This window comes from Paracoccus versutus (assembly GCF_029909795.1).
GTDB lineage: Bacteria > Pseudomonadota > Alphaproteobacteria > Rhodobacterales > Rhodobacteraceae > Paracoccus > Paracoccus versutus.
In genome coordinates this window covers 2,525,108-2,537,125 of the sequence record NZ_CP038197.1, presented here as the reverse complement: position 1 = coordinate 2,537,125, position 12,018 = coordinate 2,525,108, and the positions used below count along the sequence as shown (strand labels likewise).

Genomic DNA, 12,018 nt, shown 5'->3' with positions numbered 1-12,018 from the left:
CGGCGGGTCAGCCGGCCTTGCGGATCACCACATGGCCCAGCGAGACGCGCATCCAGGCAAAGCGCGAGGCGCGCGGCGTGCCGGCACCGAAATCGGGATGGGTCATGTCCTCGGCCCCGCATTCGTCGATCAGTTCCTTGACGAAGCCGACCATGCCGCGGTCATGGCCGTGAAACCGCCGCCGCACCAGGTTCCAGCGCATCCAGCCGGTCAGCCTGCCCAGCGGGGAAACCGCCTGCGCCAGCCCCGAACGATGCAGCCTGTCGAGCAGCCTTTCACGGGGAGAAAGCCGGGGCGGCCGGGGGCGATAGGATTTGCCGTCGGGATATTGCCGCCAGTATCCGGTGCCCCAATCCTCGATAAAGTAATATCCGCCCGGCTTGAGATGGTTTTCGAAAAGATGCCAGAAACTGATGCGGGACAATTGCCCCACATGCGAGGCATCGTCGATGATGACATCGAAACCCCGCGGCGCCCGTTCCGCCGCCATCCGGTCCAGAACCGCCCTGTCCTGCTGTTCGCCGACATAGCAGCGCACCCGGCCGCTTTCGAAACGTGCCTCGCATGGCTTGATGTCCAGCCCGGTGATCTTGGCATTCGGCAGCCAGGATTCCCAGTGTCTTAGCGAATCGCCGCGCGCTATTCCCAATTCCAGCAATCGCAGCGGCTGCATGCGAAGAGGGCCGATATATTTCTCGTAATTGACGAAATAATGTCGAAGCCCCATCTTGTCGATCGGCACTTCATCGACGCTTTTCATCGAGGCCGCATTGGAAACCCGCATGCCTTCCTCCCGGACAGATCACCGCCTACTTTCTAAAAACTGCCTGGAAAGGATAGGCCGGGGCTGCCGGGCCATCAAGGAATTGGCACCCCGCCTGCCGGAATAGACGGGTTGATGCCAACCTGGCGGCGACCAACCCTCAGGTCATATTTCCTGTGGTTGTGCAATCCGCCATGGAAGTCGGCGAATCGCGCCTTTGCGAAAGCGGCGGTCAGCGGGCCTCGGGCAGAAGCCCACGCCCCTTCAGCAGCGCCTCGACGCCGGGTGTCCGGCCGCGGAACTTCAGCCACAGCTCGTCGGCCGGCAGGGAATCGCCCTTGGAGAAGATCCATTCCTCCAGCCGCCGCGCGGTTTCCGCGTCGAAGGGATCGCCCTTTTCCAGGAAGGCCGCGAAAGCGTCGGCATCCATCACCTCTGACCACATGTAGCTGTAATAGCCCGAGGAATAGCCGTCGCCGGAAAACACATGCGCGAAATGCGGCGTGGCATGGCGCATGGGGATCGCGGCGGGCGCGCCCAGTTCCGCCAGCACCTCGGCCTGCCGCGCCATCGGATCGGCGGGCGGCGCGCCGCGGTGAAAGGCCAGGTCCACCAGCGCGCTTTCCAGGTATTCGGTGGTGGCAAAGCCCTGGTCGGCATTGCCGGCCGCCAGCATGCGGTCGCGCAGCGCGGCGGGCAGCGGCGCCCCGGTCTCGGCATGGCGGGCGTGGCGGTCCAGCACCTCGGGCCGTTCCAGCCAATGCTCGAAAAGCTGGCTGGGCAATTCGACGAAATCCCGCGCCACCGAGGTGCCCGAGATCGAGGGCCAGGACACGTCCGACAGGATGTGATGCAGCGCATGGCCGAATTCGTGGAACAGCGTATGCGCATCGTCCCAGGACAGATAGGCCGGCGCGCCCGCGGCCTCGGGCGGGGTAAAGTTGCAGACATTGGTGACGATCGGCCGCTGTCCCTCGCCGATCTTGTGCTGCTGTTGCAGCGACGAACACCAGGCCCCCGACCGCTTGCCGGGCCGGGCGAAGTAATCGCCGACGAAGACCGCCATGCGCCGGCCGTCCCGCGTCACCTCCCAGGCACGGGCATCGGGCGACCAGAGCGGCGCGTCGAATGCCCGCATCTCGATGCCGAACAGGCGCTGCGCGGTGTCGAAGACCGCGCCCAGCATCGCCTCCAGCGTCAGGTAGGGCTTGACCTCGGCCTCGTCGAGATCGTGTTCGGCCTTGCGCCGGCGCTCGGCATAGAAGCGCCAGTCCCAGGGCTCCAGCGCGCCGTTCACCCCGTCCTCGCGCAGCATGGCGGTCAGGCGCTCGGCATCGGCCTCGGCCCGCGTCTTGGCGGCCGCCCAGACCTGGGTCAGCAGCGCCTCGACATTCTCGGCGCTGCGGGCCATCTCGGGCTCCAGCTTGTAGCTGGCGAAATCCTCGTAGCCCAGAAGCCGGGCGCGCTCGTGCCGCAATTGCAGGATCTCGGCGGCGATGGGGCGGTTGTCGGTCGCAGCCCCGCCGGCCCCTGCGCCCGAGCCGCGCGCGCCCCAGGCCCGCCAGGCCGCCTCGCGCAGGGCGCGATCTTCGGCATATTCCAGGAAGGGCACGATCAGCGAGCGGTTCAGCGTCACCACCTGCCCCGGCATCCCGCGTTCGCGCGCCGCCGCCCGCATGGCGCGGACCAGCCAGTCGGGCAGGCCGGCCAGCTGGTCGTCGGCCACGGCCATGGCAAAGTCGCGCTCATCCGCCAGCACGTTCTGGGCGAAATCGGTCGACAGCACCGCCAGCCGCTCGCGGATTGCCGCCATGCGCTCGCGCGCCGCGCCGGTCAGGCCGGCGCCCGCCCGGCGCAGCCCGCGCAGGGTCAGCTTGGTCAGGCGGCGGTCCTCGGGCGCAAGCTCGTCGGCGTCCTGCATCACCGCCTCGACCCGGTCGAAAAGCCGCGGGTCCATGCTGACCTTGCTGCCATGCGCGGCCAGGCGCGGGGCGATGCGGCGCTGCAGATCCTCGCGCGCCGGGTTGGAATCGACTCCGGCCAGGGTGAAGAAGATGGCGCAGAGCCGGTTCAGCGGCTCCTCGGCCGTCTCAAGCGCGGCGACGGTGTTGGCAAAGCTCGGCGGCGCGGGATTGGCGGCGATGGTCTCGACCGCCTCCTCGGCCAGTTTCAGGCAGGCGTCGAAGGCCGGGTCGAAATCCTCGTCGCGGATCAGGTCGAAACGCGGCAGGCCCAGCGGGCCGGTCCAATGCGTCAGTTCGGGGTTCATGCGAGCCTCCTTTTCCGGCCGGGAGTGTTTCAGCCTGCGCGGAAATGTCCAGAGCCGCAGGCGGGGCAATCGGCGCCTCGCGCGATTTTCATCAGCCGGTTTTCGCCATAAAGCCCGTCGAAGATCAGCATCCGGCCGCGCAGGGGCTCGCCGGCCCGCGCGATCAGCTTGATCGCCTCCAGCGCCATCAGGCTGCCGATCACGCCGGGCAAGGGGCCGACGACGCCCGCCTCGGCGCAGGCGGGCGCAAGGCCGGCGGCCGGGGCATCGGGAAAGATGCAGGCCATGCAGGGCGCGCCGTTCCGCGGATCCCAGATCGTCACCTGCCCTTCCCATTGCGCGATGGCGCCGGCGACCAAGGGCACGCCGGCGGCGATGCAGGCCGCGTTCACCGCGCGGCGGGCGGCGAAGCTGTCGGTGCCGTCCAGCACCAGGTCATGTTCGGCGACCAGCGCGGCATCCTCGGCCCCGATGCGGCGGTTCAGCGCCGTGACCTCGACATGCGGGTTCAGCGCCAGCATGGCATCGCGCGCGGCCTCGGCCTTGGGGCGGCCGTCGTCGGCGCTGCGAAAGATCACCTGGCGCTGCAGGTTCGACAGCCCGACCCGGTCGTCGTCGGCAACGGTGATCCGGCCCACGCCGGCGGCGGCAAGGTAAAGGCAGACCGGCGCGCCCAGCCCGCCTGCGCCCACGACCAGCACGCGAGCGCGCCGCAGCGCCGCCTGCCCCGGCCCGCCCAGCTCGCGCAGCACGATATGGCGGGCATAGCGATCCAGTTCCGGGTCCGAAAGCGGGCCGGCCGGCGCGGGCGCGGCCGGCTCGGGCGCGGGCGGGTCAGGCAAGGGGATGGCGCGGCGATGCAGCTGCCGCAGCAGCAGGCGATAGCCCAGCCCCAGCGCCACCACGCCGCCGGCCAGCCCCCAGACCCGAGGATCGCCGCCGACCAGTCGCGCCAGGGCGCTGCCGGGCGCCAGCACCAGCGCGGCGATGGCGGCCAGCCACAGGGCCGCGACCCCCGCCCAGCCGCGCCATTCCGGCCAGCCAAGCAGGCGCGCCGCGACCAGCACGGCAAGCATGAAAAGAAGGATCAGCACGGGCTCAGCCCCGCCCGGTCGAGCCGAAGCCGCCTTCGCCGCGCGCGGTCTGCTCCAGCGCCTCGGCCATGACATAGGCGGCGCGGGTCACGGGGGCGATCACCGCCTGGGCGATGCGCTCGCCATGCTGGATCGCATAGGGCTGCGGGCCCAGATTGATCATGATGACCCCCAGCGGCCCGCGATAGTCGCTGTCGATGGTGCCGGGCGTGTTGGGCAGCGTCACCCCATGCTTCAGCGCCAGGCTGGAGCGGGGGCGGATCTGCATCTCGTAGCCCTCGGGGATCTGCACGCGCAGCCCGGTGGGCACCAGGCGGATCTGGCCGGGTTCAAGCAGCAGCTCGGCCCCGCCCAGATCGGCCCGCAGGTCGGCGCCGGCCGAGCCCTGGGTCTGGTATTCGGGCAGGGGCAGCGCCGGGTCGGCACCCGGTTCGCGCAGAACCAGAATCGTCACCTCGGCCGCCATCCCCAAAGCCCCTTATTTCGGCGAGATCATCATGACCATCTGGCGCCCTTCCAGCTTGGGCATGGATTCGACCTTGCCCGCCTCGCCGACATCGGCGGCGACACGGTTCAGAAGCTCGACCCCAAGCTGCTGGTGCGCCATCTCGCGGCCGCGGAAGCGCAGGGTGATCTTGACCTTGTCGCCCTCGGCCAGGAACTTCATGACCGAGCGCATCTTGACGTCGTAATCATGGGTATCGGTTCCGGGGCGGAACTTGATCTCCTTGATTTCGATGATCTTCTGCTTCTTGCGGGCCTCGGCCTCGCGCTTTTGCTGTTCATACTTGAACTTGCCCAGGTCCATGATCTTGCAGACCGGGGGCGTGGCATTCGGCGAGATCTCGACAAGATCCAGCCCGGCTTCCTGTGCAAGCTCCAGACCGCGGGCGGGTGTCACGACGCCGACATTCTCGCCTTCGGGACCGATCAGGCGGATTTCGGCGACTCGGATGCGCTCGTTGACGCGGGGGCCGGTGTCACGGGTGGGCGGAGCGTTATGCGGTCTGCGGGCTATGGCTGTCTTCCTTGTGTTGCCAGGGGTTCCGGGCGGTTAAATAGTCCTGCGCAGGCAGATTTTCAACCGGATTCGATGGCTCGGCCCCAGGTTCCGCCGCCGTTTTGCACGGTTTTGCGGGGCCGCTTCCCCCCCTTGGCGCGGCATGGCATAGAAGGGGCGACCCGCCACAGCCCTGACGGAGAGACCGATGAAGAAATTCCTGGCCGTGATCGTGATTCTTGCCCTTGCGCTTGGCGGATTGTGGCTGTGGAGCGGCGGCGATCCGATGGGCCGGCTGGCCGGCGACGTGCCGCCCCCGCCGGCCCAGGCACCGGCCGAGCCCCCGCCCCCGGCGCAGCAGGGCGCCAATGCCGCAGCCGACGCCGCGGCCGATGCGGCGGCCATCGCGGCGGATGCGGCGGCCGAAGCCTCGGCCTCGGCCGGGCAGGCGGCGGTCGGCGCGGCGGGCGCTGCCGCCGACCAGGCCGAGGCGGCGGCCGAGGCCGCCATCGCCGCCGCCGACCGCGCCGCGGATGCCGCGGCCCAGGCCAACGCCACCCCCGAACAGGCCGAGGCCGCCGCCATCGCCGCAAGCACCGCCGCCCGCGAGGCGGCCAGCGCCACGCGCGAAGCCGGCGCCGCGGCCGGCGAGGCGGTCGGGATCGATGCCGCCCTGACCCCGCAGGGCTTCGATGCCGCCAAGGTGCGCGCCATGATCGACGGCTCGTCCCTTGCGCCCGAACGCAAGGCCGAGCTTCTGGCCCTGCTGGATCGCGCGGCGCTTGACCCGGCGGCGCTGGCGCAGGCGCTGGAACAGATCAAGGCCGCCCTGCCATGAGCTTTCCCAGCCTGGCGGATTTCCTGAAGGCACCGGGCGGCCGGCTGGACAAGGGGCCGGTCGCGGTTTTGCTGATCGAGGACGAGGCAGCGGTGCAACGGACGCTGGCGCATCACCTTGCGGCCGGTTTCCGGCTGATCCTGGCGCTGTCGCCCGAGCCGCTGCCCGCCCATGTCCTGCCCGGCGAGGGCGCGGACCGGATCCTCAACCTGCGCCACGATTCCCGCCGCAGCCGGGCCCAGGTCGAGGCGGTCAATGCGGTGATCGAGGCCGCGCCCGCCGATACCTGGCTCTACTACGGCTATAATGCCGAGTTCCTGTTCTATCCCTTCTCGGAAAGCCGCAGCGTGGGCGAGATGCTGGCCTTTCACGCCGAGGAACGCCGGCGGGCGATGCTGACCTATGTCATCGACCTCTATGCCCCGGACCTGGAGCGTTTCCCCGATGCGGTCAGCCTGGACGAGGCGATGTTCGACCGCACCGGCTATTACGCGCTTGGCCGCGTGGACCGCGACGGCCGCCACAAGGAACGGCAGCTGGATTTCCACGGCGGGCTGCGCTGGCGATTCGAGGAGCACCTGCCCCAGGATCGCCGCCGCATCGACCGCATCGCGCTGTTTCGCAGCCAGCCGGGACTGCGGCTGCTGCCAGACCTGCGCTTCAACGCCGAGGAATACAACACCTATGCCTGCCCCTGGCACAACAACCTGACCGCCGCCGTCGCCTCGTTCCGGGTGGCCAAGGGGCTGGCCAAGAACCCCGGCTCGCGCGGGCATATCCGCAGCTTCCGCTGGCGCAACTCGCATCCCTTCCGCTGGAACGCCCAGCAGCTGATGGACCTGGGGCTGATGGAGCCGGGCCAGTGGTTCTGACGCAAGCGGGCCGGTTCAGGCCGCGCTGACCCGCCAGATCACGTCGCCCACGTCATCGGCCATCAGAAGCGACTTGCCGTCCGGGCCGATGGCAACGCCGACCGGGCGACCATGGGAATATTTCTCGTCCTCGGAAAGAAAGCCCGACAGGATGTCGCGCGGCGGCCCGGCGGGCCGGCCGTCCCGAAAGGGCACGAAGATCAGCTTGTAGCCCGACAGCGTCGAGCGATTCCAGGAGCCGTGCTGGCCGATCGCCATGCCGTCGGGGAATCCGGGCAGCGTGCCCTCGGGCATCCAGCACAGGCCAAGCGAGGCGGTATGGCCGCCCAGCGCATAATCGGGGGTGATGGCGCGGGCGACCTCGGCCGCGTCCTGGGGCACGCGGTCGTCCACCACCTGTCCCCAATAGGACCAGGGCCAGCCGTAGAAGCCGCCCTCCTGCACCGAGGTCAGGTAGTCCGGCGGCGTCTCGTCGCCCAAGCCATCGCGTTCGTTCACCACGGTCCAGAGCGCGCCGGTCGCGGGCTCCCACGCGAGGCCGACCGGGTTGCGCAGGCCCGAGGCGAAGATGCGGGCCTGGCCGGTCTCCAGTTCCAGTTCCCAGATCGCGGCGCGGCCTTCCTCGGCCTCCATGCCCTCGTCGGCGATATTGGTCAGCGAGCCGACGCCGCAATAAAGCCGCTTGCGGTCGGGCGAGACGATCAGGCTGCGCGTCCAATGCCCGCCGGGCTTGAAATCGACCAGCCGGCGGCCCGGCCCGTCCAGCCGCGTGGCACCGGGCGCATAGGGAAAGGCGACGATGCCGTCGGTATTGCCGGCATAGAAGGTGTCGCCGACCAGGGCCATGCCGAAGGGCTGGCGCTGGCCTGCCAGGAAAACCTCGCGCGTCTCGGCGACGCCATCGCCATCGCCGTCGCGCAACAGCGTGATGCGGTTGGCGCTGGTGCCCAGCGCGCGGGCGCGGCGCATGGTGGCCTGGGCGGCGCGGTCGAGCAGGGATTGCGGCGGGCTGGCCTCTTGCAGGGCCTCGGCCACCAGCACGTCGCCATTGGGCAGCACCTCGATCCAGCGCGGATGTTGCAGGTCGCGGGCGAAGGCATCGACGCGCAGGCCCGGCGCGGCCTTGGGCCGCTGGCCCGGCGCCCAGCCGCGGGCGGTGGGCATCTTCAGCGTCATGATGCCCTGTTTCTTCGCCTCGGGGATGGCGGGGCTTGGCCCGAACGCCGCCGTCCGCGGCGCGCCCATCCGCCGCATCAGCACCATCGCGCCGCCGATGGCGGCTGTCGCCCTGGCCAGAAGATCCATCGCTTTCCTTCCCGTCTGCGCAGGCCAAGGCTAGCCGGGATGCGCCGGGGGTCAATCCCGGAATGCGCAAGGGGATCGAATCGGCGAGGGCGGCGCTGGTGGCGCCGTCCCTGGAGTATTTGGGGAACAGAGAAGCGTTCAGCCGCGCGCGTCGCGGATCAGCGCCGCGAGATGCTCGGTCGAGGGGTCGTGGCCGGGCGCGGGCTTGCCCTGAAGCAGCGGCGCCAGCTTCAGCGCCAGTTCCTTGCCAAGCTCGACGCCCCATTGGTCGAAGCTGTTGATGCCCAGGATCACCCCCTCGGCAAAGACGCGGTGCTCGTAGAGCGCGACGATCTGGCCCAGCGTGTAGGGGTCGAGTTCGGGGATCAGCAGCGTGGTCGACGGGCGGTTGCCGGGAAAGACGCGGTGGCGGGCCTGGCGTTCCAGTTCGGCGCCGGTCAGGCCCTTGGCCTGCATCAGCGCGCGCGCCTCGTCCAGCGAGCGGCCGCGCATCAGCGCCTCGGATTGCGCCAGGCAATTGGCGATCAGCAGCAGGTGGTGATGCGCAAGCTCGGGCTCGTGGCCACGGGCGGCGAGGATGAATTCGCAGGGCACCACCGCCGTGCCCTGGTGGATCAGCTGGTAGAAGGCATGCTGGCCGTTGGTGCCCGGCTCGCCCCAGACCACCGGGCCCGAGGGCAGCACCAGGTCGCTGCCGTCCATGGCCACGCGCTTGCCGTTCGATTCCATTTCCAGCTGCTGCAGATAGGCCGGCAGCCGGGCGAGGCGGTTGTCATAGGGCAAGACGGCGCGGGTGCCGTAGCCGCAGACCTGGTGGTGCCAGATGCCGACCAGCGCCAGGATCACCGGCAGGTTCTGGGCCAGCGGCGCCTCGCGGAAATGGCGGTCCATGGCCGCGCCGCCGGCAAGGAAGCGGTCGAAGTTCTCGGGCCCGATGGCGATCATCAGCGAAAGGCCGATGGGCCCCCACATGGAATAGCGCCCGCCGACCCAATCCTCGAAGCCGAAGACGCGCGAGGGCTCGATCCCCCATTCGGCGGTGCGGTCGGTCGCCGAGGAGAGCGCGGCGAATTGCGCCGCCGGCTGCGCCACGGCCTTGGCCATCCAGTCCAGCGCCGTCCTGGCATTGGTCATGGTCTCGATGGTGGTGAAGGTCTTGGAGGCGACGATGACCAGCGTGGTCGCCGGGTCGAGCCCCTTGAGCGTATCGGCGATGTCCGCCCCGTCCACGTTCGAGACGAAATGCACCCGCGGCCCGTCATGCCAGAGCGCCAGAGCCCGCGTGGCCATGGCCGGGCCGAGGTCCGAGCCGCCGATGCCGATGTTGATGACATCGGTGATGCGGCCGCCCTGCCCGGCGAAGCTGCCGTCGCGGATGGCGCGGGCGAAATCGCACATCCGCCGATGGGTGCGGCGCAGCTCGGGCATCACGTCCCGGCCGTCCACCGCGACGCTGCCTTCGAGGTTGCGCAGCGCGGTGTGCAGCACGGCGCGGTCCTCGGTCTCGTTGATGCGCTGGCCGGCGAACATGGCCTCGCGGCGCTCGGGCACCGGCGCGGCCAGTTCCAGCAGCAGCTCGCGCGCGCCCGCGTCGATGCTGGTCTTGGACCAGTCCAGCACCAGCCCCTCGGCCTGGGTCGAGAAGGTGGCGGCGCGGGTCGGATCGGCGTCAAACAGCGCCTCGATACGTAGCGCGCCCTGGGATTTGCGGTGGTCTTGCAACCTGCTCCAGATGGTCATGTCACTCTGCCCAATGCACGGTAATGTCGCCAAGGAAGGCGCGGATCGGCGCCTCGGTCGGGTCGAGGCCCTGCGCGCGCTCGAATGCCTCGCGCTTGTCGGCCCCGGCGATCAGCAGATGGGTGTTGATCGCGCCCTTCAGCGCCGAGGCGGTCAGGGTGATCCGCGGCTCGTCCTTGACGCTGTTGATCGCCATCACCACCGGCGCGTCCGGCGCCAGCGCCAGGACGGTTTCGGAAGCCGCGGGGAACAGGCTTGCCGTATGCATGTCGGTGCCCATGCCCAGAAGCAGCACGGTCAGCGGCAGGTGCGGGGCAATCGCCTCGGCCAGCGCCGGCACCGCGTCCTCGGGGCGCTCGTCGCCGGTATAGAGGTCGATGTAATGCGCCCCCGCCGCCTTGTCCTTGAGCAGGTGGCGGCGCAGCAGCCGGCCGTTCGAGCGCAGATGCTCGCCATCCACCCAGCGCTCGTCGTTCAGCAGCACGGTGACGCGCGGCCAGTCGATCTCGCTGCCCGAGAGATAGTCGTAAAGCGGCGCCGGCGTGGTGCCGCCCGGCACGCAGAGGCTGGCGCTGTCGTTCACCCGCAAATGCTGCGACAGCTGCCCCGCCACGCGGTCCGCCAGCGACAAAAACAGCATCTCGCGGTCGGGATATTCGATGAACTCGAGCGTCATGGCCGGATCTCCCTCCAGCGGCGGTTGTCGCGATGCAGCAGGCGCAGCGCCTCTTCGGGGCCGCTGGAGCCGGCATCATAGGGCTCGGGCCGCTTCGAGCCAGATTCCCAGGCGGCGATGATCGGGTCGGTCCAGGCCCAGGCGGCCTCGACCTCGTCCCCACGCATGAACAGGGTCTGGTTGCCGCGGATCACGTCCATGATCAGCCGCTCATAGGCATCGGGCATGTCGGAGCCCTCGGCCCCCAGCGCATCGGCAAAGCTCATGTCCAGCGGCACCTGCACCAGGCGCATGCCGCCCGGCCCCGGCTCCTTGATCATCACGGTCAGGTGCATGCCTTCGTTCGGTTGCAGCTTGATGACAAGCTGGTTGGCCTTGTGCGTGCCGCCGTCGTCGAAGATCGAATGCGGCGGCTCCTTGAAGGTCACGACGATCTCGCTGGTGCGCGCGCGCAGCCGCTTGCCGGTGCGCAGGTAGAAAGGCGTGCCGGTCCAGCGCCAGTTGGCGATCCGCACCTTCAGCGCCACGAAGCTTTCGGTGCGGGACTGCGGGTTCTCGGAATCCTCCAGATAGCCGGGGCCGTCGGGGCCGGCCAGATACTGGCCGCGCACGATGTCCTGGGGCGCAAGCGGCTCCAGCGCCCGGATCACCTTGAGCTTTTCGTCGCGCACCGCATCGGGGTCGAAATGATAGGGCGGCTCCATCGCGATCAGGCACAGAAGCTGCATCAGGTGGTTCTGCACCATGTCCCGCATGGCGCCGGAATGGTCGTAATATTCGCCGCGCCCGCCGACGCCCACCGTCTCGGCCACGGTGATCTGGACATGGTCCACGTATTGCGCGTTCCACAGCGGCTCGAACAGGATGTTGGCGAAGCGCACCGCCATCAGGTTCTGGACGGTTTCCTTGCCCAGGTAATGGTCGATGCGATAGATCTGGTTCTCGTCGAAATGCCGGGCCAGCGTGGCGTTCAGCGCGCGAGCAGTGGCAAGGTCGCGGCCGAAGGGCTTTTCGACAACGATGCGGCTGTCGGCATCGGCGATGCCGTTGCCGGCCAGGCGCTCGGCGATGTCGCCGAACAGCGCCGGCGCCACCGAGAAATAGAAGGCATGGACCACGCCGGGACGCACCCGCGCCTTGAGTTCGGCCCAGCCATCGGTGCCGCGCGCGTCGATGGCGACATAGCCCAGCATGTCGAGAAAGGCCGAAAGCTGCGCCTGGTCCTGGCCGGGGCCGATGAATTCCTCGATCGCCTCGCGCATCTCGGCGCGGAAGGCTTCGTCGTCCTGGCGGGTGCGGGCGGCGCCGATGATGCGCGCGCTGGCCGGAACCTGCCCGGCCACAAAGCGGCGATACAGCCCCGGCACGATCTTGCGCCGGGCCAGGTCGCCGGTTGCACCAAAGATCACCAGGTCGAAATCCTCAACCGGAATGACGCGTGAAACCATCGCTGCCTCCTCA

11 protein-coding genes are annotated in these 12,018 nt (G+C 69.2%); 2 read left to right on the top strand and 9 right to left on the bottom strand.

Features of this window, described 5'->3' with window-relative positions; genetic code table 11:
• Positions 1-7: 7 nt before the first annotated feature.
• From E3U25_RS23890 to infC, 5 genes are all read right to left on the bottom strand, one after another.
• Positions 8-784, bottom strand: a complete 777-nt coding sequence (locus tag E3U25_RS23890; protein WP_116222878.1) for a class I SAM-dependent methyltransferase — start codon at positions 782-784, stop codon at positions 8-10.
• A gap of 211 nt (positions 785-995) precedes the next feature.
• A complete protein-coding gene (locus tag E3U25_RS23885; protein ID WP_116222879.1) occupies positions 996-3,032 on the bottom strand; it encodes a M3 family metallopeptidase in 2,037 nt (678 codons plus the stop codon).
• 29 nt (positions 3,033-3,061) lie between these two features.
• Positions 3,062-4,126, bottom strand: a complete 1,065-nt coding sequence (locus tag E3U25_RS23880; RefSeq protein ID WP_244295356.1) for a HesA/MoeB/ThiF family protein — start codon at positions 4,124-4,126, stop codon at positions 3,062-3,064.
• 4 nt (positions 4,127-4,130) lie between these two features.
• Entirely contained in the window at positions 4,131-4,592 is a 462-nt protein-coding gene (gene dut / locus E3U25_RS23875; RefSeq protein ID WP_036751707.1) for a dUTP diphosphatase, read from the bottom strand.
• A gap of 12 nt (positions 4,593-4,604) precedes the next feature.
• Positions 4,605-5,144: a translation initiation factor IF-3 gene (gene infC / locus E3U25_RS23870; protein ID WP_036751709.1), complete on the bottom strand. Its 540-nt coding sequence runs from the start codon at positions 5,142-5,144 to the stop codon at positions 4,605-4,607.
• 190 nt (positions 5,145-5,334) lie between these two features.
• Here infC and E3U25_RS23865 point away from each other — a divergent pair, with 190 nt between their 5' ends.
• Complete coding sequence (locus tag E3U25_RS23865; protein WP_116222880.1) at positions 5,335-5,964, top strand: hypothetical protein; 630 nt, start codon at positions 5,335-5,337, stop codon at positions 5,962-5,964.
• Positions 5,961-6,836: a glycosyltransferase family 2 protein gene (locus tag E3U25_RS23860; protein ID WP_116222881.1), complete on the top strand. Its 876-nt coding sequence runs from the start codon at positions 5,961-5,963 to the stop codon at positions 6,834-6,836. Before E3U25_RS23865 ends, E3U25_RS23860 begins: the two co-directional genes overlap by 4 nt.
• Positions 6,837-6,851: 15 nt before the next feature.
• Here E3U25_RS23860 and E3U25_RS23855 read toward each other — a convergent pair whose 3' ends face one another.
• From E3U25_RS23855 to zwf, 4 genes are all read right to left on the bottom strand, one after another.
• The gene (locus E3U25_RS23855; protein ID WP_116222882.1) at positions 6,852-8,141 is read right to left on the bottom strand and encodes a PQQ-dependent sugar dehydrogenase; all 1,290 of its coding nucleotides are present in this window, start codon (positions 8,139-8,141) and stop codon (positions 6,852-6,854) included.
• Positions 8,142-8,279: 138 nt separating this feature from the next.
• The gene (pgi, locus tag E3U25_RS23850) at positions 8,280-9,881 is read right to left on the bottom strand and encodes a glucose-6-phosphate isomerase (protein ID WP_116222883.1); all 1,602 of its coding nucleotides are present in this window, start codon (positions 9,879-9,881) and stop codon (positions 8,280-8,282) included.
• A gap of 1 nt (position 9,882) precedes the next feature.
• Positions 9,883-10,557: a 6-phosphogluconolactonase gene (gene pgl / locus E3U25_RS23845; protein ID WP_036751719.1), complete on the bottom strand. Its 675-nt coding sequence runs from the start codon at positions 10,555-10,557 to the stop codon at positions 9,883-9,885.
• Entirely contained in the window at positions 10,554-12,005 is a 1,452-nt protein-coding gene (gene zwf, locus E3U25_RS23840; RefSeq protein ID WP_072461553.1) for a glucose-6-phosphate dehydrogenase, read from the bottom strand. The genes pgl and zwf overlap by 4 nt, the downstream gene beginning before the upstream one ends.
• Between the last annotated feature and the right edge of the window lie 13 nt (positions 12,006-12,018).